Here is a 22,514-nt window from a genome sequence, read left to right as displayed (position 1 = left end):
GTGCTGTTATCGCCGAGCGGGCTAACCTGTCTGACGTGGCGGACGAAGAGAACGTGACTGACGACAAAGACTCTGGGGCAAGCGAAACCCCAAAAAAGAAGAAGAAGCAGGCAGGTAAGCAGCGGTCGTTCCTTCGGGAACTTCCGGTGCTTATTGTCGTCGCGTTGGTGCTGAGTTTCTTGCTCCAAACGTTCGTTGCGCGCGTGTATCTGATTCCGTCCGAGTCGATGGAACCGACGTTGCACGGCTGCGACGGGTGTACGGGTGATCGCATCGTCGTCGAAAAGATCGGTTATCGGTTCGGTGACCCGAAACAGGGCGATGTCATCGTGTTCCTCGGTCCCGATTCGTGGAACGAGCGCTATAAATCGATCCGGTCGTCCAACGCCGTCATCCGCGGATTGCAGAATGTCGGTTCATTGATCGGCGTGGTCCCGCCGGACGAGAACGACCTGGTCAAGCGCGTGATCGCCACTGGCGGTCAGAAGGTCGAGTGCTGCGACGACCAAGGTCGCGTCCTGGTCGACGGCAAGCCACTCGACGAGCCGTATGTCATCAACGATTTCACGTTCACGCCCGGCACTCTGACCTGCACCACGCCGCAGCAGTCCCGGCGTTGCTTTGCGCCGGTGACCGTTCCCGATGGGAATCTGTGGATGATGGGCGACAATCGGTGCAATTCGGCCGATTCCCGCTTCCACGTGCAGGACGAGCGTCAGGGGACGATCCCGATCGACAATGTGCGTGGGCGTGCCATCTTCATCGCTTTGCCGCTGAGCCGCATCGGACTGATCAGAACCCCTGACGATCCACCAAAATTGCGCTGCCCAGGCCAATGACGCGTTGGCCGCCACGAGCCGTCATCCGTCGATCCGGTGGCTTGCGAACTCTCGAATCGGCCTTGGTCCGTAGTGGGCTAGGTCCGGTCGCGGGTGTCGACGAGGCTGGTCGTGGCTGCTGCGCGGGCCCGCTGGTTGTTGCGGCGTGTGTGTTGGCGCCGAAGCCGCATCCGGCACTCGACGGTCTCGACGATTCGAAAAAGCTGACCGAGCGTGCGCGTGAGCAGCTGTATCCGGTGATCACGCGGTTGGCACTGGCCTGGAAAGTCGTGTCGATTCCAGCATGGGAGATCGACTCGATCGGCATCCATGTCGCGAACATCGAAGGGATGCGCCGCGCGGTTGCCGGACTGTCGGTGCAGCCTGGGTACGTGCTCACCGACGGCTTCCGTGTCCCGGGAATTCCCGCGCCGGCGTTACCGGTGATCGGCGGTGACGCGAACGCCGCGTGTATCGCGGCGGCGAGCATCATCGCCAAGGTCACGCGCGACCGGATGATGGTCGAGATGGACAGCAAATTCCCTGGTTACGGCTTTGCCGCACACAAGGGTTACAACACGCCCGTGCATATGGCCGCGCTCGCAGCCTTGGGTCCGAGCAGCGAACACCGGACGTCGTGGCGCAACGTGCCCCCGGCTTCGCTGGTCGATGGCACCGAATTGGACCCTGTGGCTCTCGACGTCGGCGAATGCGACATGATGACTGTTCATAGCAGATCAGGAGGATCTCCCACCCGATGAGTGCCGAGGATCTCGAGAAGTACGAAACCGAGATGGAACTCTCGCTGTATCGCGAGTACAAGGACATCGTCGGCCAGTTCTCGTATGTCGTCGAGACCGAGCGACGCTTCTATCTAGCGAACTCGGTCGAACTGTTGCCGCAGAACGCCGACGGCGAGATCTATTTCGAGGTTCGGATGACCGACGCCTGGGTGTGGGACATGTACCGCCCCGCGCGCTTCGTCAAACAGGTCCGCGTCATTACGTTCAAGGACGTCAATATCGAAGAGCTGGACAAGCCGGATCTGCGCCTGCCCGAGTAGTTTCCAGGCGCAGGGTCGTCCTGGGCGGTCCCAGGACTCTTCGTGCGCAAAATTTCTGCGAGATCGCGATCTCATGGTAGGCCCCGTGTCAGACACCTTGGACTAATGCTTCGGCGTGTCCCTTCGCTGCTACGGCGTGTTGTCCACAGCCCTGAATTCATCCACAGGGCAATCCGTTTGCCCAGGTCGCGGCGCTGAGCTGTCGGATCGGTCCGGTTGAGTGGAATTCGTGGCACACAACTTGACGCTCGGCGCTCGCGGGGAAGACCTCGCAGCGCAATACCTGACCGCGGCCGGCATGACGGTCATCTGCCGAAACTGGCGGTGCCGATACGGCGAACTCGACTTGATCGTGCGTGAGGGCGACACGGTGGTGTTCGTCGAAGTAAAGACGCGCACGGGTCTGCGGTTCGGTCTTCCCGCCGAAGCTGTCACTTTTGCCAAACAGGTCAGGATCAGGCGACTGGCCGCGATCTGGCTGGCCGAACAACCCGGAGCGTGGGCGCCGATCAGATTCGACGTGGTGGCGGTGTTGATCGAGCGTGGAGCAGATCCCGTAATCGAGCACCTGCCGGCGGTGTTCTGATGGCGCTCGGTCGGGCGCACTCGGTGGCAGTGTGCGGCGTCGACGGCACCCTGGTCGAGATCGAGGCGGATATCGGCAGGGGACTGCCAGGCGTTCACCTCGTCGGCTTGCCGGACACCGCGCTGCAAGAATCTCGCGACCGGGTCCGGGCGGCGGTGACCAATTCGGACGAGAAATGGCCCGATTCTCGCGTGATCCTGGCGTTGTCACCTGCCACATTGCCGAAGGTCGGGTCCGTCTACGATCTCGCTCTGGCTCTCAGCGTGCTCGACGCTGCGCGCGAAGTCCCGCGGGACAAATTGGAAAAGACCGTACTGCTAGGCGAATTGGCGCTCGACGGTCGGCTCCGGCGTGTTCGAGGCATCCTTCCTGCGGTGCTCGCTGCGAAGAAAGAAGGGTGGCCGCGGGTAGTCGTACCCGCGGCCGGGCTTGCCGAAGCAGGGCTGGTCGACGGTATCGAGGTGTTCGGCGCGACCTGCTTACGCGACGTCGTGCTGTGGCTGCGCGGTGAGGTGATGCTGTCCGAACCTAGCGGTCGCGCTATCGGAGCCGATGTCTCCTATGGCGACCTCAGCGAAGTATCGGGCCAGGTCGAAGCGCGGTGGGCTTTGGAGGTCGCCGCCGCTGGTGCACACCATCTCATGCTCACCGGCCCGCCAGGCATCGGCAAAACTATGCTTGCGCAACGGCTTCCAGGGTTACTGCCAAAGCTGTCCGAGCAGGAGTCACTGGAGGTGACAGCCATTCATTCCGTTGCAGGGTCGCTGGCGGACGACAACCCGTTGATCACGGCGGCGCCATTCATCGCGCCGCATCACACGACGTCGGTGACGGCGCTGGTCGGGGGAGGGGCAGGTATGGCGCGCCCGGGCGCAATCAGCCGCGCGCACCGCGGTGTCTTGTTCCTCGACGAATATCCAGAGCTTGGCACGAAAGCCTTGGAAGCCTTGCGAACTCCGCTGGAGGAAGGTGAAGTACGCATCGCTCGACGTGACGGAGTCGCGAAGTATCCGGCGAGATTTCAGCTCGTGCTCGCAGCAAATCCGTGCCCATGTGCACCGGCACGAGAGGTTGATTGCGTGTGTGCCCCGATCGCTCGGCGGCGCTACCTCGGCAAGCTTTCGGGTCCGCTCGTGGACCGGGTCGATGTGCGGATCAAGATGCAGGCGATGTCGACCGGAGCGTTCGATACGCAGGCTGGGGAGGGCAGCGCAGTCGTGGCCGAGCGGGTGGCGGCGGCTCGGTCGGCTGCGGCGCAGCGCTGGGCCGAGTATGGCTTCACGACTAACGGGGAGGTGCCAGGCTGGCTCGTGCGGAGCACAGTTCGGCTGCCTTACAAAGTAATTGCGCCGATCGACCTCGCTCTGCGGCATGGCCAGCTCACTGCACGCGGTGCGGACCGAACCATCCGCGTCGCATGGACGTTGGCCGACTTGCGCGGTGCACACCTGCCCAGTCGCGCCGATGTCGAACAGGCGCTCGCATACCGGAACGAGATTCACGCATGAACGACGATTCGAGCAGGTCCGCCTGGGCCTACCTCTCCAGTGTGGCGCAGGGTCCGTGCGGGCCGTTGAGCGATCTGGTGGCGGCAGTCGGCGCTGACGACGCCGCCCGTGCGGTCCGGGAGTGGGACCTACCGCCCGCCTTGCAGAAGGTCACGCAGTCTCGCCGCCATCTCGACACTGCCGCAGACGATCTGGAGCTGATCGAGAGTCTCGGCGGACGGTTCGTGACGCCGGACGACGCGGAATGGCCGAGCTGGCGCATGCTCGCGTTCGACGGCTGCGATAGCGGACGCGAATCCGAACTTGTTGCGCCACTCGGCCTGTGGGTCCTGGGTACCGCGTCGCTGGCCGAACTCACCGACCGTGCGATCGGTGTGGTCGGGACGCGCGCGCCGAGCAACTATGGCACCAGCGTCACCGCAGACATCGCGAGCGATCTCGCGGCACAGGGTTGGACGATCGTCTCCGGCGCGGCATTCGGCGTCGACGCGGCGGCGCACCGAGCCGCGTTGGCGGTCGAAGGAGCGTCGATAGCGGTGTTGGCATGCGGGGTCGATCGCGCCTATCCGGCTGCGCACCAAGCCCTCCTGCGACGGATCGCCGAGGACGGACTGGTGGTGAGCGAGTACGCGCCGAACACGACTCCGCAACGGCATCGCTTCCTAGAGCGGAACCGGCTCATCGCCGTGTTGTCGGATGCTGTCGCGGTCATCGAGGCAGGTCGGCGCAGCGGAGCGCGCAACACGGCGAAATGGGCACGGCGGCTGGGTAGGCCGGCGTTGGCTGTCCCCGGCTCGGTCAACTCGACCACCTCGGTCGGGTGCAATCAGATGATTCGGGAGGGTGAAGCGATCTTGGTAGCAAATGCGAGCGACGTGCTGGTCGAGGCTGGACCGCTGCGGTTACCCGTGGACGAAGTCACGCTCGACCAGCGCGTGACCGATGGCTTGGTCGGCGACCAACTGCTGGTCTACGAAGCGTTGCCTGTCGTCGGCGGGCTCGCGCCTCAGCAACTGGCCGAAGCGTCGGGGCTGCCGATCGGCAATGTGCGCGCGGCGCTGCCGATGCTCGAGCTCGCCGGCTTCGTGGTCTCCGACGAGTCCGGGTGGCACCGGGTTCGGCAGCGGCGGGCGAGCTGATGCCTTTCCAATCGCGCTGCGCACAACTCGTGGATGAGGCGGCAGAGTGGGCGACGATTCGAACCATGACATCGACTGCCCCGAAGCTTGTGTCCGACACCGAACTGGATGAGATCTTTGCGCCGATCTTCGAGCGAATCGCAGCCGGCGCCGTCGAGCGCGAAATCGACCGCAGGCTCCCGTACGACGAGGTCGGCTGGTTGAAGGATGCGAAGTTCGGCGCGCTGCGCGTTCCCGTCGAGCACGGCGGCTACGGCGTCAGTGTGCGGCAACTCTTTCGCCTGCTCATCGATCTCGCGGCGGCGGAATCCAACCTCCCGCAGGCCCTTCGCGTGCACTTCGTGTTCGTCGAAGATCAGCTGCTCGCCGAACACGGTTCGGCGCGTGACGGTTGGCTGAGTGCGGTCAGCGAGGGCACGCTGGTCGGCAATGCGATCACCGAACCCGGAGTCGGCGCAGTGGACCGGTATCGCACTACGCTCACCAAGGCTGGGGAGGAGTGGGCGCTCAACGGTGTGAAGTACTACAGCACCGGCTCGCTGTATGCGGACCACATCTTGGTCGCCGCGGATCGTGACGGGGAGCGCCTCGGCGTTCTGGTCGATGCGAACGCCGACGGGGTCCGGCAACACGACGACTGGGACGGCTTCGGTCAACGACTGACTGCCAGTGGCACAACCGAATTCACCGACGTCGCCGTCACCGAGGACCGCATCCTCGGGCCCGGCTACGGCGGTCCGGGCGCGACGTATTCGACCTCCTACCTGCAGCTCTTCCAGCTCGCCGTGTTGGCGGGTATTGCCCAGCGCGCCGAGCGCGATGCTCGCGAATACGTCGCCGCCCGCACCCGGACCTACACCCACGCCGCCGCCGACCTGCCACGGCAGGATCCACTGGTTCAGCAGGTCATCGGCCGGCTTTCCGCCGCGACCTTCGCCGCGCGGGCAAGCGTGCTGGCGGTTGCCGATGTTCTCGACCAGGTGCTCGCTGGTGATGCGAAGGACGAAAAGCTGCTCGTCGCAGCAGAACTGGCTGCCGGGCAAGCGCAGTTGAGCATCATCGACACTGTCCTCGCCGCGACCACCCAACTCTTCGAACTCGGGGGTGCCTCGATCGTGTCGGAGCGACTGCGTCTGGATCGCCACTGGCGCAACGCCCGCACGATCTCGGTGCACAACCCTGCGATCTTCAAGGCGCGCTCGATCGGTGACTACCTGCTGAACGGCACGGACCTCCCCTTCGCCTGGAGTGCAGGAGAACGCAAGACCACGCAGGAATCCACCCGATGACCCGCCGAATCCGGTTCAACGCGTTCGACATGAACTGTGTCGCACATCAATCACCGGGCCTGTGGCGCCACCCCGACGACCAGTCGCATCGCTACAAGGATCTCGACTACTGGACCGAACTCGCAAAGCTGTTGGAGCACGGTCGATTCGATGGGATCTTCATCGCGGACGTGCTCGGCACGTACGACGTCTACGGCGGCGACGACGTCGCAGCGTTGCGCCAGGGCGCGCAGATTCCGGTCGCCGACCCGCTGCTCCTCGTATCGGCGATGGCGGCAGTAACCGAGAACCTCGGCTTCGGCATCACGACCGGCACCGGCTTCGAACATCCGTATCCGTTTGCTCGTCGGCTGTCGACGCTCGACCATCTGACGAAAGGACGTATCGGCTGGAACGTCGTGACCGGCTATCTGCCCTCGGCGGCACGGAATTTCGGCGCCGATGATCAGCTCGATCACGACACCCGCTACGACCACGCTGATGAGTACCTCGAGGTGCTGTACAAACTGTGGGAAGGATCGTGGGAGGACGACGCTGTCGTCCGTGATGCGGAGAACGGCATCTATGTCGATCCGGCCAAGGTTCACCACATCGGCCACCAGGGAACGCATTTCACCGTTCCGGGCGTCCACTTGTCCGAGCCGTCGCCGCAGCGCACGCCGACGATCTATCAGGCAGGCGCGTCGACTCGCGGCGTGAAGTTCGCTGCGGAGAACGCTGAGGCGATCTTTGTTGCGGGGCCGTCCAAGCGGATCCTCGCGCAGACTGTGTCGCGCATCCGTGACGCGTTGGAAGCCGCAGGTCGAGGCCGATATTCGGCGCGGATCTACGCCTTGGCCACCATCGTGACCGACGCGACAGACGACGCCGCCAGGCGCAAACACGAGGAATACCTGTCCTACGCGAGCGTCGAAGGTGGCCTCGTGTTCATGTCAGGCTGGATGGGGATCGACCTGTCTCGCTACGACTTGGACGATCCGATCGGGCAGGTCGAGAGCAACGCGATCCAGTCCGCTGTCGCCGCGTTCCAGGAGTTCGACGACGACGGTCGCGAGTGGACCGTGCGCGATATCGGACGTTGGGCTGGAATCGGCGGGATGGGTCCGGTGTTCGTCGGGTCCGGCGTCACAGTCGCCGATGAACTGCAGGACTGGGTCGAGGCGACCGACCTCGATGGCTTCAATCTCGCGTACGCGATCACGCCCGGATCGTTCGAAGACATTGTCACGCATATTGTTCCGGTGCTCACCGAACGCGGCGTCTACGCCTCCGAGTACGCGCCCGGCACGCTCCGCAACAAGCTACTCGATGCGGGGGATCGCCTACCGGCGAGCCATCGCGGCGCGAACTACCGGCTCGGTGCGCCAGGCTCGACCGCGTTGCCGGACTCCGAAGTACGCGCGAGTGTGGTAACTGTCTGAGTCAGGAGCGATCGCCGAGGGTTCGAAGGTATATCTCGGCGATCGCTTCCAAACCGGCTCGATCCGTCTCGTCGAATCGGCCCGGCAGCGGGCTGTCGAGGTCCAGCACGCCGATCAGCTCGCCCGCATGCACAAGTGGGACAACGATTTCCGATCGGCTGTCCGCGTCGCACGCAATATGTCCGTCGAATGCGTGAACGTCCGGGACGAGCTGCGTTTGCCGCGTCGTCGCAGCTGTCCCGCATACCCCTCGACCGAGTGCGATTCGGACGCATGCGGGCTTGCCCTGAAACGGGCCGACGACCAGTTCGCGTCCGTCGTAGAAATAGAAGCCGACCCAGTTGACGTCCTGCAACGCGTTGAATAGAAGCGCAGAGATGTTCGCGGCGTTGGCAATTCGGTCGGATTCGCCGACAACCAAGGCCTCCGCCTGTTCGCTGAGCTCACGATACTGTTCGGACATGCTGCAATCCTATGCAGTTGGCAACCGTCGGCACGGCATCGATTCGCGGTGATCGGAACTCTGCTGAAACACCCACGGCGCAGCAACAATTCGAAGTATGACAACACAGAACACCCCATCCACCCGCAAAGCCGCAGTGATCGGCGCCGGCCAGACCGGTGTGACCGCTGCTTTCGGCCTCCTCGACGCCGGATTCGAGGTCACCCTCTACAGCGACCGCGACCAGCGATCGTTACGCAACGATGTGCCCGCCACGGGAACCGCGCTCGAGTTCGGTGAAACACAGCAGGCCGAGGTCGCGCTGGGCCTCGACACCTACACCGCGCGTGCCCCTCGCCACTCCGGTTTGAGCGTTCGCATTGCAGGCGAAGCGAACGCCGAACTGATCGGCTTCGACGGCAACTTCGACGGCTATGTCGGTGTCGCGGTCGATACTCGCCTCAAGGCTGACGAGCGGCTCACGGCCTTCCTCGAGCGCGGTGGCAAGTTCGTCGTCGAGCCCGTCACGCCCGAGTCGCTGGACGGCATCGCGGCAGCCAACGACCTGACGCTCGTCGCCACGGGTCGCGCCGGGTTGTCCGACCTCTTCGCCATCGACACCGACCGCACCGTCTACGACGCCCCGCAGCGCAAGCTGCTGACCGTCACGGTCAAGGGCCTCGGCTTCGACGAGGGCGTCTTCGCGCACCGCAGCCCCGCGGGCGGCGCGCACAGCCTCTTCTCCATCTTCGCCGAGCAGGGTGAAGCGTGGTGGGGGCCGTACCTGCACAAGGACGCCGGTCCCACCTGGGCATTCCTCGGTTGGGCGCGGCCGGGCAGCGACTGGGAAACCCGTTTCGACGCAGCCGATTCCGCCGAGTCCGCGCTGAACATCGTCAAGGATTTGTACCGCGATTACATCGACTGGGACCTGCCCGAGGTGGAGGCCACCGAGGTCATCACCGAGGATCCGCACTCGTGGTTGAAGGGCGCCGTCAAGCCCGTCGTCCGCGCGGGCATCGGCCACACTGCGAGCGGTCACGTCGTCGGCTCGCTCGGCGATACGTCGGTGGCATACGACCCGATCGCCGGGCAGGGTGCGCAGAGTGGCCTCATCCAAGCGCAACGCCTCGTGGCGGCCGCGGCAGTCCACGACGGCGCATTCGACGAGGCATGGTTGGCGGAGCAGTACTCGTCGTTCCTCGCTGCACGGTCCGACGCAGCGAACAAGGTCACCCGCCTGTTCCTGAGCGATCCCGCATTCGCCGACATCGGCGGCCAGTTCTTTGCGACGGCCGCAGTCGATCCGAAGTTCGCCGCCGCGCTGGTCGGCTTGCTGCATCGGCCGCAGCCGTTCCTCGGTATCAATTCCGTCGAGGATGCCGGCGCGTACATCGCGCAGGTCACCGGACAGGACCCGGCCGAGTTGTTGGCACGCTTTACACCCGCAGGCAGGTTCGAACGCTCCACGTTCGCTCCCGCGCTGGTCTGATACGGCTTGGCCAGCTACCCGGACCCACGGGTAGCTGGCCTAGAAGCCGGCGGCTCGGATGACGTTGGCCGCGAAGTCGGCGATCTCGTCACATTTCGCGTTGACCCTGATGGTGGGGTAGACGATGCCGTCCTCTGTTCTGTCCTTGCCTGGCAGGTTGAGGTCGATCTCGTCGTCGGTCGAGTAGAAGGCGACACAGGTGCCATCGGTGTCGTGGTTGTCGACGACGTTCAATTCGAAGCCGTCTTTGTGCACCACGGTGAAGCCGGTGCCGGTGGAGTCCGCTTTCCTCCTGGATCCGAACCAGACGGCCCGCTCGTTCGTCTCATGATCGATGGTGCATTCGAAGGGGCTGTTCGATTCGACGGTCGTGGCACCGACCGCATGCGGCAGGACTCGGGCCACCGCGCAGGGGTGCGCGTTCGCAAGTCTCGTCCAGGGATCCGCGGGGTCGCGAGCGGGAAGGGACTTCGCGTAGTCGATCGGCTTCTTCAAAATTTGCCGCGCGATGTCGCACGGATCGACGCCGACCGCGTCGCTGACCGACGCCGAGATGACGGGTTTCGACTTGTGCCCGCTGGCGGGTTTGTAATGCTCTTTCAGCGGCAGCTCGATCGGAAAGGCATAGGAGCAATCCGTGCTGGTCGAATGGCCCTTGTAGACCGTGGCACCGCGGACCTTTTCCTTGTCCTCCTCATCGAGATAGGTCGACGTGTCGAAGCTCAAGCGGATCAGGGTGTTGTTGAGTGGGGCGGGGTTGGAGCCGACGGCGACCGTGCAGTCTGCAAGGTCGTAGAGCGGCGCGGGCTCGAGCCGGAGCTCGCCGAGTTTGGTCGCAACGTCTGGGTCGACGAGTGCGCACGGATCGAGTTCACGCAGTTCCGAGGCGATTTCGAGTTCGCTGACCGTCTTCTGGTCGAGGGTGAGCCCGAAAGTCTCGATGGTCGGTTTTGGAGTTCCGACGACGCTGGAGCATCCCGCAAGCAGCAGGACCGCCGCGACCGACCAGTTGCGCATTCTCATGCGTCGAACCTCCTCGCCGCGTCGAGCGCAAGTTGTTGCGCGTAATCACATTGCGGCGAATCGACGGCGACAGCCGACTGATATTCGTAGATTTCGCTCCCGGTCGGCGGGTCTTTCGATCCGGGATAGACGTTGTCGAACGTGCGCTTGAAGTATGCAGTCACCCCGCACGAGCTGCCGCTCTTGTCGATGACCAACTGCCGCCCGTCCTTTTCGATCGGCTCAGGGTCGGAGCTGTCCGAACTGCGTTCGAGCACCAGCTTGGTGACGAATCGGACCGTCGTCCGGGTATCGATGTCGCCAGTCGAGAAGCTGCACGAGTACGGGGAGTAGGTGCTGATGTCCCAGGTTTTCACCTCAGGCGACAAAGGCGCGATGTCGATGACTTCGCATGGGCTGTGGCCCAGCAGCGACGACTTCGCCTTGACCGTGTCGTGTTGCGGCAGGCCCCTTTTCAGCGTCGTGTTCGCCGATCGAATCAGATCCGCAGCAAGCGGACACGAGTCCTGTTCCTCGCCGTACTCCCGCACCTGCACGGAAAGGAAAGGCTCGATACTGGCGTCGGCTAGCACGGCAGGAACGGGCAGCGGGAGCGGGAGGTAGTAGCCGCAGCCGCCGCGTCCGTTGGGCTGGGTCGCGAAAGTGTCGATGAGCACGGAAATGCCGTCCAGCGTCGTCGGAGTATCGGACTGCGACGGTCCGAGCAGGTCGACCTCCACTATCACGCTCGACGACGAATACGATTTCGTTCCCGACCGAGTGAAACGCGCTGAACAACTGGACAAGTCGTATTCCGGTCCCAGTGTCTTGACGTCTCCGACTTTGGTGACTGCCGTGGTGTCGAGCAACGCGCACGGGTCGGTCCGGAGGATCTGCTGGGTTAGTTCGACCTGGGCCTTTTCCTTCGCGTCGAGGTCGAATCCGTGGGTGTTCAGCACAGCTGGATCGGACGGCACGTTCGCAGTTGGGCGCGCATGCCCGCCGACCGAGCATGCGGACAGCATTGCTGCTCCGACGACTGCTCCCACTGCCACACGCAGCGATTTCCCCATGAACCCCACCCCCCCAGGCACCAACAATACTGGCCGACCTTGGAAAACCCTTGGGGCGGCCTTGCAGTCGCGATGATCGAAATTCTTTCGTGCCATGGCCGTCGCCGGAAGGATTGTCTTATGCGAATTGCGACTGTAGCCGGAATTGCGTTGCTCGCGTCGCTCGGCAGCACAACCCTCGCGCAGGCTGACACGATCGACTACGCGGTGCCGCCGAACGGTCAGTGGGTCGCCGGCGAGGAGAAGGGCGCCGACGTGACACCGGCATTCAGCCCGATCCAAGTTCCGGCTCCGGAGGTGACGGCAAACCAGATCGAGGTCTACCCCTACCTCTCGCCGTGGCTGCACAACGTGATCGCGGCCGTGCTTCCTGCCGGTCGGACTCTCGAGATCCAGGGCGCAATTCACGCCGCGTTGCCGGATAAGCCGGTATCGCTGAACGGTCACTGTCTGGTCGGCGACGAGAATGCTCGCGCAGGCGCGCAAACGACTCTCGTTCATGTCGACGCCGGACCGATTTCTGGGGACTTTCGGCCGACCTACGGCTGATAGGGCAACGCCGATCGGCGCGGCTCGTTGCGCTCGGGCCGCCTGACAGCGACTGTGGGCGTATGGAAACCGAGCTGCCGGACCGATTGGTGGCGCATCTCGACGCCTACGCGGAGCACCTTCGGCTCGAACGCGGGCGTTCCGAGCACACGATTCGCGCTTACGTGACCGACGCGTCTTCGTTGCTTACCCATCTGACGACGCAGTCGCCCGACGCACAGCTGACCGATATCGACCTCCGCTTGCTGCGGTCGTGGCTGGCGAAGCAGTCGAATGCGGGAGCCGCGCGGACCACGATGGCTCGGCGCACGTCGTCGGCGCGAACCTTCACTGCGTGGCTGCTACGGACCGAGCGCATCCCGACCGATCCCGGCACGCGCTTGGCCTCGGCGAAAGCTCGCCGGACCTTGCCCCAGGTGCTGCGGCAGAAGCAAGCGGCAGAGGCGATGGATGCCGCAGAATCCGGTGCCGCACAACACGACCCGCTGGCGCTTCGCGACCGGCTCATTGTCGAGTTGCTGTACTCCACCGGCATCCGGGTCGGCGAGCTATGTGGCCTCGACCTCGACGACGTCGATCGCGACCGGCAACTCGTCCGCGTGATCGGCAAGGGCAACAAGGAACGGTCCGTGCCGTTCGGTCGACCCGCTGCCGAGGCAGTCGAGCTGTGGGTGCGGCATGGCAGACCTGAAATCGCCAACGAAGAATCGGGAAAGGCGCTACTCCTTGGCCGGCGCGGCAAGCGACTCGATCAGCGGCAGGCCCGGACCGTTGTGCACGAGACTATGTCGGCCATACCCGGTGCACCCGACATCGGACCGCACGGGTTACGCCACTCTGCGGCAACGCATTTGCTCGAAGGTGGTGCTGACTTACGCGTTGTCCAAGAACTCCTGGGCCACGCGAGCATGGCGACTACCCAGCTCTACACCCACGTATCGGTGGCGCGGTTGCGCGCGGTCCACGATCAAGCCCACCCGAGAGCTTAGGGAGGCGCGACCGGCTTCAGCCGTATGGGCACGGCGTGGATGAGCCCGAGCGGATCGAGATAGTCTCGGCCCCTTCGTAATCCCCAATGCAGACATGCCGCGACCGGGCAGCCGAGGTGGCCGGCTTGCAGCGTGCCGATGACAGCGCCCCGCTCGACCCGACGTCCGACTTCGACGGACGCCTCGACCGGCTCGTAGGTCGTTCGCAAGCCACCAGGGTGGTCCACGGACACAACGGGTTTGCCCGCGACGTCACCGGTGAACACGACGACGCCTGCTCCAGCCGACAGCACGGACTGACCAGGGCTTCCTGCCAGATCGACGCCGCGATGCCCGGGAAGCCAGTTGTGACTTGGCTTGTCGAACCGACGGACCACGCTGGGCCGGGGTTGCAGCGGCCAGTCGTATTCGCTCGTTGCAGCGTCGGCAGGCACGGCGACCAGCACGACGCACACCATTGCAACCACCGTCCAAATCCATCGCATCACACGACTCTGGCGCAGAAAAGTGCACGGCGGGAACGAGGTTCAGTGAATGTGGATAACTTTCTACTTATCCACAGGCCTGATCACAGCTTCGCGATGATGTCGTCCGCGAACCGCTTGATCCCGTCCTTCTTCGCTTCCAGTGTGCCGTCGAAGCCGACGCCGTAGAAGAGCCATGGCACGACGACTGCGTCGGTGACGCCGATCGCGGCCTGATCGCGGTACCCGTCGAGACCGAATCGGTCGACGCAGACGGCCTGAATCTCGAAAGGCACGTCGCTGCGACCGTAGTCGGCGCGCAGCGCGTCCAGTCGCTCGATGACGCTCTGCAATTCGTCGAACTTGATCATCGCCGACGTCCAGCCGTCGCACATCCTGGCGGCGCGGCGCAGTCCGGGTTCGGTGTGGCTGCCGTAGTAGATCGGCATCGGTTCGGTCGGGGCAGGGCTCATCAACATTTTGTCGAACGAATAGAACTCGCCGTGGTATTCGACCATTCCGCCACCGAGGATGAGCCGAAAGATCTCGATCGACTCCTCGCATCGTTTGCCGCGATTGTCGAACGGCGCACCGCACCATTCGGATTCCTCCAGCATCCAACCGAGGCCGACGCCGAGACCGAAGCGGTTGTTCGTCATCCAGGCCACCGACTGTAGTTGTCGTGCAAGCAATACCGGGTTCCGCGGATTGAGCTTGAGCACCTGGGTGTAGAAGCGCAGGTGCGTGGTGACCGACGCCATTGCCGCCGCCGCGATGAACGGATCCACCCAGGGTGTGCCTTCGTTCCAGAACCGGTTTCCATCAGCGGTGTACATGTACGTGCCGGTGGGATTTTCGGGATAGAGGATCGAGTCCGGCAAAGCGACGGAGGAAAACCCGTTCTCCTCAGCAGTTCTCGCCAACTCGGTCAGCTCGTCGAGCGGGCTCATCGCGATCGACATGGTGAATTTCATGCTGTTGCTGCCTTTCGTCCTGCTCGGCGCCCGAAGAACGAGCTTTCCCCGATGCATGTTCCGCTCGAGTAGCCGGTGCTGTCCTGAGCGATGTTCGACGCACACGCGCCTGCGGCGAACAGTCCCGGAATCGCGACGCCTGCAGCGTCCAGCACCTCTGCGTCGATCGACGTGGTCAGGCCGCCGAGCGTGAAGCCGACGTACATCGCCTTGCCGATCGTCAAATCAAAAGCGGCCCATGGGCCCTGCTCGAGCGGGGCGACCCAATCCGGGTGCTTGTGGAACTCGGGATCGTCGCCGTCGGCGGCGTACTTGTTGTACTCGTCCAGGGTCGTCTGAACCGAACCGGCAGCAAGGTTCAAGCCATGTTCGAGTTCGGCGATCGTGTCCCACCCATCTATGAAGGGTGTCAACGGAATCTCCGGCCTACCGAAGTTGGGTTCGTCGATGATCAGATATGCGACGCGATCCGGTTGCTGCACAACGTAACCGCCGGTCCGACCGTGATAGGAATCTTCCGCGACGAATCGTTTGCCGTGCTTGTTGACGATGATCCCCTTGAGGAGCGAACCAGGCGGGTAGAACGGTGCGCTGATGAAGGCGCCGTCCATGTGTATCGGCACGCCACCCGCCGACTGGCCCAACCGACTTCCCAGGCCATCGTCGTTCGGCGTGCCGAGTTCGATGAAGCCGCCGGACAGTTGCGGCGTGTATTGCGCGAGCATCGCCTTGTTCATTACATAGCCGCCCGCCGCGAGGACGACACCGCGCCGGGCGCGCACATGTGCGACTGCACCGAACGAGTTCGTCCGAACGCCGATAACGCGTCCTTCGTCCATGACCAGTGCGACGACTCCGGTGTCGTATTGCACTCGCGCGCTGAGTGCTTCGATGCGCTCGGTCAGCGCGCGGATGGCCTCGCGACCGCCGGTCTCCGCGGGCGCGGCGACTTTGTGGCCACGCGGTGCAGGTGCGGCTTTGTCGCGGAACGGCCAGACTTTCTCGTTACCCGTGTACATGACGCCCTCGGTCCCGGGCTGGAACACGGCCTTGCCTGCGTAGTAGGTCCGCTCGAACTTCACGCCCTGAGCTTCGAGCCACCCGAAATGCTCCACGCTCTGCTCGCAGTAGAGGCGGATCTTGTCGAGATCCGGATCGGGTGTCACGGCCTCGAGATAGGCGAACATCGCGTCGACGGTGTCGTTGTGGCCCGTTGCGACCTGCGTGGGCGTTCCGCCGCCGAGATAGACCTGACCCGCCGCCAGCGCTGTCGTTCCGCCTGCGGCACCGGCCTTTTCGAGCACCAGGACGTCTGCACCGGCGCCGACGGCGTCGATCGCCGCGCAACACCCCGCCATTCCCATCCCGGCGACGACAACGTCGGCGGAGTCGGTCCACGCGTCGACGTCATCGAGCGAAAGCACCTGAGGTATCGACGCATCCATCACACGCTCGCCTTCGACGCGGCGCACATCGAATCGAAGAACGCGCGCATGTTCGGCCCGAGTTGCATCAGTTCGACGTAGGGGGCGCCACCGGCGCTGAAGTCGAGGTAGGCAAATTTCATCTCTTCGCCGAAGTCGCCCTGCTGGTTCACGGGAATATCTGCTGCAGCAGCAATTTTCAGCGTCTCGACGAGGTTGTCGACCAGCCACGCCGTGTGGTGCAGCCCGCCGCCACCGTTGCGGTCGAGAAACTCGGTGTACAGGTTGGTGCCGGATACGGGTTGGATCAGCTCGATTTGCTGGTCGCCGAGGTAGCCGAGAGAGACGTGAATGACGTAGTCGGCAGGTTGGCCGCGATAGCTCGCCGTCTCGGGTGTAAACGCAACGTTGGGCATTCGATTCCATCGCATTACGCCCAGTTGCTCGGTGAACACCCGCTCGGACGTCTCGATGTCTTCGACGACCCACGCGACCTGGTAGATCGGTCCGGCGACGATGCTCACAGGTCCGACATTAAGCACGCCGTCTTAAAGAGTCAATGTCAGTGCCTTAATGTGGGGCTAGACTCCGCCTGTGGACGGTTCGGATACTCGGTCGCTGTTACTCGCCGCGGCCGAGCGAATGATCGCTGAGCACGGAATCGATGTCCCGTTGCGAGACGTCGCGGCAGCGGCAGGTCAACGAAACAATTCCGCCGTGCAGTACCACTTCGGCTCGCGCGACGGGTTGATCGAAGCGATCGTCGAGCGACGCATGGTCGCATTGGAGCGAGCGCGGCTCGAGCTGCTGGCCGAAGACGAGGCGAATGGCGCAAGTACGGACCCGGCGGCCTTCGTGACAATGCTCGTCGCCCCGCTGCTCGACGTCCCCTACCGCGATGGCGCGACCCACTACGCGCGTTTTCTCGAACAGACCCGCAGGCACCCCGCAGTCATCGATCCGACGCGACTCGACACCGAAAGTTGGGTCGCTGCTCGCATCATCATCACGCGGTTGGAGCGCTCGCTGCGCCACCTCGGTCCAGAGGTTCGGCGAAAGCGACTCGGATCGATGACGACCGCAATGTTCGCCCTGCTGGCCGATTTCGAAGGCGAGATGTCCGACGTCGATGCGGCCGGTCGTGACGTGTTGGCCAGGGAGATCGTCGACATGCTCGTAGGAATGCTGATGGTGCCGCAGCGCTGACGGCCCCCGATGTCACGGCAGTCGCGACACCGCCTCGACGAACAGGACCTGTAGCTCGCCGACAGCGAATCCGAGCAGGGCGCCGCAGGCGATGACGATCGGTTCTTGCTCCTTGATGATCGGACGTAGCAAGTGTTCGAATTCTTCGTTGGTGAGGTTGTCGAGCTTCGCCAGAACGCTGGTTTTCACGTCGATCACATCCGTGGCGTACTGCTCGACGTGCTTGATCGACTGCGGTGCCATGTCGAACGCCTTCTGCGCGACAAGCACTTTCATCTTCTGGAATTCTTCGCTACCGACCTGCAGAATATCGAGAGCTTTGAGCGGGTTGCGCAATTGCAATCCGCCGACGGCGAGGACCGCAAGTGGTTTGGCGATGCTGAGCTGTTCGTCGATTGCAGTGGCGACGTGACGCTGGACCATCAGGAAGAGATTGTTCGACGTGGGGCCCGCGAGAACGATTTCGAGTACGTTCGCGGGCGTCAGGATCTCGTCGGCGATCAAACCGGCGTAGTCGCGCGCTATTTCCCGACGTCGCTTGATGAAGAGGCCCTGGAATTCGAATACGCCGAAGAACTTCCTCGGATTATGTGGACGAAAGATCATGTTCAGCGCAATCCAGTCGGTCACAAAGCCGCAGGCGAGGCCGAATATCGGCATGATGATCGGGTCGTGAACTACTGCCCAGCAAAGCATTTGGATGACGCCGATCGCAGCGCCGAAGTAGATGCCCGAGTTGGCCATGAAGCGAAATTCTGGCGCAGAGATCTTGCGGACCAGGCGGACGAGGAGCGCCTTGTCCCGGGTCAATGCGGTGACGACAACGTCCTTGATGTCGACGACTTCCTCGAAGTCGCGTTTGACGTCGGCCATCATCCGGTCGAGGTATTTGGGTGCTTCGGCCAGTACGCGGGCACTGACGAGTCGACGGGCTTCCGCCGGCATCATCTCCCACAATGCCGGTTGAATTTCGCGAGCAATGTCGTCGACCATCTCCTCGACGACAGCGTTGAGCGGTCCACGCAGGTCGGTGATCAACCGGCCCATATCGAGCTTGTCGGCCAGTTCGCGCGGATCGATGACCTTGGGCACGAGTACATCGACGGCGATCGCTGCGATCCTTCCCGCCATCGCCGGGAGAACACCCTGCCAACCGAGCGGGATCGGCCCAAGCCTGACGCCGCGGAAATTCAGCGGCCGAAAGATCATCTCGATTGCGAGCAACTTCGTGGTGTATCCAATGAATGCTGCGATGAGCGGCATCGAGAGATACACGTACCAGTTGAGTTGGAAGTCTGCGGTGATCTCCGACCAGTTTCGGAGAGCGACGACGTCGATCATCGATATGTCTGTTACTTGACCGGTAGTGCGCCGGCCATCCCGCCGACGTCGGTGATCTTCCAATCGGCATTCGTATCGATCGTGATGTTGTAGGTGACCGTCGTCTGGCCACCTTGTGGTGTCTGCGCGCTGGTGGACGTCACGTTGAGAAACACGTCGACTTGGTAGAGGCCACCGTTCTCGGACATAACTTTCGCCGCGATGGGCGTGGCCGTCGAGGTCCACTGCAACGGTGTCAGGATTTCCTGCAGTTTCGGCGCGGTGGCGTCGAATTTGTTCGACAGCGTCGGCGCCGTGTTGGCTTTGAGTTTGCCGAGCCAGGTGGGGAAGTCCTTGAAGTCGATGGTGGACGCGCCGAGGGCATAGTCGGTGGCGATTTGCTCGGCGCGTTGGTTGTCAGCTGTGGCGGCATCTCTTGCGCGCGCATCCGCGTTCGCAGTGTGCAGCTGCCACGCCAGAACACATGCGATGACGACGAGTGCCGTCGCAATCAGCGCAGTCAGGACGGTCGACAGTCGCAGCGAGATCGTCCGGTCGCGCGCGGCCGGGGAGGTGGCATCGTCGTCTGCCGTCTTGGAATCTTGCATTTCGAGTGTCATGTTGTGCTCCAATATCTTTCGAGGTAGGTCGCGTCAATTGACGTTGACGTAGAGGTGCAACGCGGAGTCACCGGTGGCGTCGAGTGCTTGCGCGATGAGTGCACTGAGATCGATCCGTCCCAGCGAGGTTTCCGCCTCGGCGGCAAGGGGTTGCAGGACTGGGACCAAAGGCGCCAGGTCTGGGCCGACGCGGTCGATCCACGCTGACAGGCTTTGCAGGAACGGCAGCAGTCCGGTGCCCTCGGTGTAGCTGTCCGGCATGCCAGGAGTACGCGCAAGTTCTGCGAAAGCGGCGACGACCTTGTCGATGAGGCGGCCCATCTCGGTCCACGTCGGCGCGGCGTCCGTGAGCGACGGGCCGACCCACTCCATGTCCGAGGCGATGGTCTGCATGTCTATGAGCGCACTGTTTATCTGGGGGGTGCGGCTGAGCAGGGTGGCCGCGAGCAGGCTCGTCGATCTGGCGAGGGTGGGCACCACTGAAGCTGTGCCCGACAACGCCTGCGTGAAAGTGTCGACGATGGACGAGACCGCGTCGGGGTCGAGTTGGCCGAGCAGGTCGGTGACGGTGCGGGCCATCTCCGGAATCGACAGCGGCACTTGAATTGCTGCGGTGTCGATGTGTTGACCGTTCTCGAGGAACCGCCCATCGTCGCGCACGGGCTTGAACTCGACATAGGGCTCGCCCAGTGCAGACAGGATCTCGATCGAGACTTCACTCGCCACCGGAATCCGATAGTCGTCGGAGACTCGGAACGCCACCTCGACGCCAGTTTCGGTGTTCTCCACAGTGGTCACTTCGCCGACACGCAGGCCGGAAAGCAGTACGGGAGAGCGTGGGACCAGGCCGCCGGAATTCGGGAGCGTCATCGTGGCGGTCGTGTAGTTCTTGAACCAATCGACGTGTACTACATCGAAAGTCAGGTAAGCGCTGCCGACAACGAACACGGTGGCGATCGCTGAGAGGGAAAGGGCAGAACTCGGTTTCATCGGACTGCTCCGATCATCCGCAGGGTCCCGACGATGCGGTCGACCTGTTCGGTGGGAGGCACCGACGGCGCATTTCCGGTGTCGATGCCGACGACGTTCACTTTCGGCCCGCGTTCGACGAACGGAATGATCCGATCGCGGATCAGAGCGACAAGTGCGTTCAGGTTCGACGGAGCGGAGAGATCGAATGGTCTCGACGTGAAAATCAACGGCACGAATGCGGCTGCGGCGGCATCGCCGGCAGTGACGAGTGGGGCGATCCATTCCAGCGCATGCGCGATCTTGCCGATTTCGCCGAGTACGCCGACCGCCTCGACCAGTGAGCCGGCCGCCGAAACCACATGGTTCGCGGTCTCTTCGGTGAGTAGGTTGCTCACGGTGTCGCCTCGCTCGCGTAACAGCGCGACAAGGTCCTCGGTGGCGCGGCCGAATTGCGAAACCTGGTCCAGGTGGTTGGCGACGTCGGTGAGATCTGTTGTGAGTGTCCCGAAGATCCGCTCTGTCTCCTTCGGGTCCGCCGGCAGTACCGCGTTCATGCGGTTCACGATTTCTTGGAACTCGTGCACCACGCCGCCTTGAACGAAGGTCGCCATCCCCGCCATCGTGTCTTCGATCTGCAGGGCCGGCCTCGTTTGGCTCAGCGGGATCGTCCCGTCCGCCGGGATGGTCTTGTCGAACCCGTCGGGTGGGGTGATCAGCCCGATGTACAGGTCGCCGAGGATGGTGCTTTGTTGTAGTTGCGCAATGGTTTTCGTCGGTAGCGGCACCGTTTCGGCGATGTCGACGTCGGCGACGATGTAGCCGCCACCGTCGAGGCCGGGATTGACGATTGTGACCTTATCGAGGGTGCCGACGCGGATACCGTTGGCCATGACCTTCGCTTTGGCCGGCAGGTTCAACGCGTTCGTGAACTGGATATGGACCGGGTAGCTGGGACCCGGCACTGAACTACCCGGCACCGGGATGGACGCCGGGTCGAAGCCGCAGCCACCGAGCGAGAGGATCGCCCCGAGCACCATTGCGAACACGGTTGCTGCCCTCATCGCGCGCCTGCCAGTCCGAGTACGAGCGGGATCAGGTCGATATCGGTCATACCGTTGGTCGCCGTTGCGCAGCGGCCGGGTGTCAACACATTGACGGCCGTGCACACTTGCTGTGCATCCTGTTGTGTCAGTGCAACTTTCGGTGGTGCGTAGCTGAGGGCGGGTCTGCCGCTGGTCGGATCGACGGAGTGGGTGAATGCGGTGACGATGGGCGGGATCATGTTGATGATTTCCTGCAGGGTGCCGACGTTGGCGCCAACGAAGCGGATGAAAGGGATGGTTGCATCGAGCCCGCCGAGTATGGGTCCGCCGAATTCGCGAGTGATGTCGTTGAACCACGGCAGGATCACTCGCAAGGAATTGACGACGTCGATGACCGGCAGCCACACATCGGTGTTGACCTGGGTGAAGAGGTCGTCCAACCGGGGCAGGAAGTCCTTGATGTCGGCCCAGTTGGTCGAGACACTCGCACTCAACGAACTTAGGGCGGTGATCAGCTCACCGACGTGGCCGACAGCCGCATCCGGCGATTTCATGGCCGCACCGAGTTTGGTGATCATCGCGTTCAGCCGCGGACCGGTACCCGACGTTGCGTCGGCGATGGCGGCGACCCCGCCTCGGATTCGGTCCTGCTCGGCGGGATCACTGCTGCCGCCGAGTTCGCCGGTGATCTTCTGGATCGCGCGCAGCGTCTCGGTCATGCTCTTCGGGGTCAGCGTGTCCGTCACACATTGCTGGGGATTCCATTCCGCGCCAGAGCTGGTTCCGGACAGGATCGCCAGGTCACGGTCGGCGACCAAGGTATCGGAGACGGTCGTCGCAGACACGTCGCCGCGTAATGGGTGGGTAGCATCGACGGCGAATTCGACTCGCATCGATGTCCCTTGCGGCTCGATGCTGCTCACGGTCCCCACTGCAATTCCGCGGATCGTGACGTGGTTGCCGGTGTAGAGGCCGATCGCGTCGGGCATGATCGCGCAGTAGCTGATCATCTTCTTTCCAGGCTCGAAGACGATGACATAGGCGACAACCACGGCTGCGATCACCGCCAGCACGCCGACGATCGACATGAAACCCCGGGTGGCGAGAAGTCGTTTCATTC

At 63.4% G+C, this 22,514-nt stretch carries 24 protein-coding genes; 12 read left to right on the top strand and 12 right to left on the bottom strand.

Features of this window, described 5'->3' with window-relative positions; all coding sequences use genetic code 11:
• The first annotated feature begins 53 nt into the window (after window positions 1-53).
• The 8 genes from lepB to FGL95_RS04545 all read left to right on the top strand — a co-directional run bounded on the left by lepB (window position 54) and on the right by FGL95_RS04545 (window position 7,824).
• Complete coding sequence (gene lepB / locus FGL95_RS04580; RefSeq protein ID WP_169585243.1) at window positions 54-839, top strand: signal peptidase I; 786 nt, start codon at window positions 54-56, stop codon at window positions 837-839.
• Window positions 836-1,579 carry a ribonuclease HII gene (locus FGL95_RS04575; protein WP_169584972.1) on the top strand — a complete coding sequence of 248 codons (744 nt, stop codon included), beginning with the start codon at window positions 836-838 and terminating at the stop codon, window positions 1,577-1,579. Before lepB ends, FGL95_RS04575 begins: the two co-directional genes overlap by 4 nt.
• Window positions 1,576-1,881 carry a DUF2469 domain-containing protein gene (locus FGL95_RS04570; protein WP_169584971.1) on the top strand — a complete coding sequence of 102 codons (306 nt, stop codon included), beginning with the start codon at window positions 1,576-1,578 and terminating at the stop codon, window positions 1,879-1,881. The genes FGL95_RS04575 and FGL95_RS04570 overlap by 4 nt, the downstream gene beginning before the upstream one ends.
• A 229-nt stretch (window positions 1,882-2,110) precedes the next feature.
• The gene (locus FGL95_RS04565; protein ID WP_169584970.1) at window positions 2,111-2,467 is read left to right on the top strand and encodes a YraN family protein; all 357 of its coding nucleotides are present in this window, start codon (window positions 2,111-2,113) and stop codon (window positions 2,465-2,467) included.
• Window positions 2,467-3,975 (top strand): YifB family Mg chelatase-like AAA ATPase, encoded by a 1,509-nt coding sequence (locus FGL95_RS04560; RefSeq protein ID WP_169584969.1) that lies wholly within the window; start codon window positions 2,467-2,469, stop codon window positions 3,973-3,975. Before FGL95_RS04565 ends, FGL95_RS04560 begins: the two co-directional genes overlap by 1 nt.
• Complete coding sequence (dprA, locus tag FGL95_RS04555) at window positions 3,972-5,114, top strand: DNA-processing protein DprA (protein WP_169584968.1); 1,143 nt, start codon at window positions 3,972-3,974, stop codon at window positions 5,112-5,114. Before FGL95_RS04560 ends, dprA begins: the two co-directional genes overlap by 4 nt.
• A gap of 65 nt (window positions 5,115-5,179) precedes the next feature.
• On the top strand, window positions 5,180-6,403 hold the full coding sequence (locus FGL95_RS04550) for an acyl-CoA dehydrogenase family protein (RefSeq protein WP_169584967.1): 1,224 nt from the start codon (window positions 5,180-5,182) through the stop codon (window positions 6,401-6,403).
• Entirely contained in the window at window positions 6,400-7,824 is a 1,425-nt protein-coding gene (locus FGL95_RS04545; protein WP_169584966.1) for an LLM class flavin-dependent oxidoreductase, read from the top strand. Before FGL95_RS04550 ends, FGL95_RS04545 begins: the two co-directional genes overlap by 4 nt.
• Before the next feature lies 1 nt (window position 7,825).
• Here FGL95_RS04545 and FGL95_RS04540 read toward each other — a convergent pair whose 3' ends face one another.
• Window positions 7,826-8,287: a GAF domain-containing protein gene (locus FGL95_RS04540; RefSeq protein WP_169584965.1), complete on the bottom strand. Its 462-nt coding sequence runs from the start codon at window positions 8,285-8,287 to the stop codon at window positions 7,826-7,828.
• Between the two features lie 97 nt (window positions 8,288-8,384).
• On the opposite strand from FGL95_RS04540, the gene FGL95_RS04535 reads away from it, so the two are divergent.
• Window positions 8,385-9,758, top strand: coding sequence for a styrene monooxygenase/indole monooxygenase family protein (locus FGL95_RS04535; protein WP_169584964.1), 1,374 nt, complete (start codon window positions 8,385-8,387; stop codon window positions 9,756-9,758).
• 39 nt (window positions 9,759-9,797) lie between these two features.
• Here the strand turns inward: FGL95_RS04535 and FGL95_RS04530 are convergent, their stop codons facing one another.
• Together FGL95_RS04530 and FGL95_RS04525 are read right to left on the bottom strand one after the other, a co-directional pair.
• On the bottom strand, window positions 9,798-10,781 hold the full coding sequence (locus tag FGL95_RS04530) for a hypothetical protein (RefSeq protein WP_169584963.1): 984 nt from the start codon (window positions 10,779-10,781) through the stop codon (window positions 9,798-9,800).
• Entirely contained in the window at window positions 10,778-11,833 is a 1,056-nt protein-coding gene (locus tag FGL95_RS04525) for a hypothetical protein (protein ID WP_169584962.1), read from the bottom strand. Before FGL95_RS04525 ends, FGL95_RS04530 begins: the two co-directional genes overlap by 4 nt.
• A gap of 120 nt (window positions 11,834-11,953) precedes the next feature.
• On the opposite strand from FGL95_RS04525, the gene FGL95_RS04520 reads away from it, so the two are divergent.
• On the top strand, window positions 11,954-12,382 hold the full coding sequence (locus FGL95_RS04520) for a hypothetical protein (RefSeq protein ID WP_169584961.1): 429 nt from the start codon (window positions 11,954-11,956) through the stop codon (window positions 12,380-12,382).
• A 62-nt stretch (window positions 12,383-12,444) separates the two neighbouring features.
• Window positions 12,445-13,371, top strand: a complete 927-nt coding sequence (locus tag FGL95_RS04515; protein WP_169584960.1) for a tyrosine recombinase XerC — start codon at window positions 12,445-12,447, stop codon at window positions 13,369-13,371.
• Here the strand turns inward: FGL95_RS04515 and FGL95_RS04510 are convergent.
• The 4 genes from FGL95_RS04510 to FGL95_RS04495 all read right to left on the bottom strand — a co-directional run bounded on the left by FGL95_RS04510 (window position 13,368) and on the right by FGL95_RS04495 (window position 16,757).
• On the bottom strand, window positions 13,368-13,856 hold the full coding sequence (locus FGL95_RS04510) for a M23 family metallopeptidase (RefSeq protein WP_169584959.1): 489 nt from the start codon (window positions 13,854-13,856) through the stop codon (window positions 13,368-13,370). The two genes, FGL95_RS04515 and FGL95_RS04510, sit on opposite strands and share 4 nt — an antisense overlap.
• 83 nt (window positions 13,857-13,939) lie before the next feature.
• Window positions 13,940-14,809 carry a TIGR03619 family F420-dependent LLM class oxidoreductase gene (locus FGL95_RS04505; RefSeq protein ID WP_169584958.1) on the bottom strand — a complete coding sequence of 290 codons (870 nt, stop codon included), beginning with the start codon at window positions 14,807-14,809 and terminating at the stop codon, window positions 13,940-13,942.
• On the bottom strand, window positions 14,806-16,254 hold the full coding sequence (locus tag FGL95_RS04500; RefSeq protein ID WP_169584957.1) for an FAD-binding protein: 1,449 nt from the start codon (window positions 16,252-16,254) through the stop codon (window positions 14,806-14,808). The genes FGL95_RS04505 and FGL95_RS04500 overlap by 4 nt, the downstream gene beginning before the upstream one ends.
• Complete coding sequence (locus FGL95_RS04495) at window positions 16,254-16,757, bottom strand: VOC family protein (protein WP_169584956.1); 504 nt, start codon at window positions 16,755-16,757, stop codon at window positions 16,254-16,256. The genes FGL95_RS04500 and FGL95_RS04495 overlap by 1 nt, the downstream gene beginning before the upstream one ends.
• A 70-nt stretch (window positions 16,758-16,827) precedes the next feature.
• On the opposite strand from FGL95_RS04495, the gene FGL95_RS04490 reads away from it, so the two are divergent.
• The gene (locus FGL95_RS04490; RefSeq protein WP_169584955.1) at window positions 16,828-17,439 is read left to right on the top strand and encodes a TetR family transcriptional regulator; all 612 of its coding nucleotides are present in this window, start codon (window positions 16,828-16,830) and stop codon (window positions 17,437-17,439) included.
• A 12-nt stretch (window positions 17,440-17,451) separates the two neighbouring features.
• On the opposite strand, the gene FGL95_RS04485 is transcribed toward FGL95_RS04490, so the two are convergent.
• From FGL95_RS04485 to FGL95_RS04465, 5 genes are read right to left on the bottom strand one after another with little or no spacing between them, the layout of a single operon-like run.
• Window positions 17,452-18,780 (bottom strand): DUF445 domain-containing protein, encoded by a 1,329-nt coding sequence (locus tag FGL95_RS04485; RefSeq protein ID WP_169584954.1) that lies wholly within the window; start codon window positions 18,778-18,780, stop codon window positions 17,452-17,454.
• Window positions 18,781-18,791: 11 nt separating this feature from the next.
• The gene (locus FGL95_RS04480) at window positions 18,792-19,379 is read right to left on the bottom strand and encodes a hypothetical protein (RefSeq protein ID WP_240962654.1); all 588 of its coding nucleotides are present in this window, start codon (window positions 19,377-19,379) and stop codon (window positions 18,792-18,794) included.
• A 33-nt stretch (window positions 19,380-19,412) separates the two neighbouring features.
• Window positions 19,413-20,369, bottom strand: coding sequence for an MlaD family protein (locus FGL95_RS04475; RefSeq protein ID WP_169584953.1), 957 nt, complete (start codon window positions 20,367-20,369; stop codon window positions 19,413-19,415).
• Window positions 20,366-21,412: an MlaD family protein gene (locus FGL95_RS04470; protein WP_169584952.1), complete on the bottom strand. Its 1,047-nt coding sequence runs from the start codon at window positions 21,410-21,412 to the stop codon at window positions 20,366-20,368. The genes FGL95_RS04475 and FGL95_RS04470 overlap by 4 nt, the downstream gene beginning before the upstream one ends.
• Window positions 21,409-22,512, bottom strand: a complete 1,104-nt coding sequence (locus FGL95_RS04465; protein ID WP_169584951.1) for an MlaD family protein — start codon at window positions 22,510-22,512, stop codon at window positions 21,409-21,411. Before FGL95_RS04465 ends, FGL95_RS04470 begins: the two co-directional genes overlap by 4 nt.
• Window positions 22,513-22,514: the final 2 nt, after the last annotated feature.

It is taken from the genome of Antrihabitans stalactiti, from assembly GCF_012932915.1.
GTDB classification, from domain to species: Bacteria; Actinomycetota; Actinomycetes; order Mycobacteriales; family Mycobacteriaceae; genus Antrihabitans; species Antrihabitans stalactiti.
The sequence above is the reverse complement of the archived record's forward strand: the minus strand, read 5'-3'. Positions and strand labels throughout refer to the sequence as shown.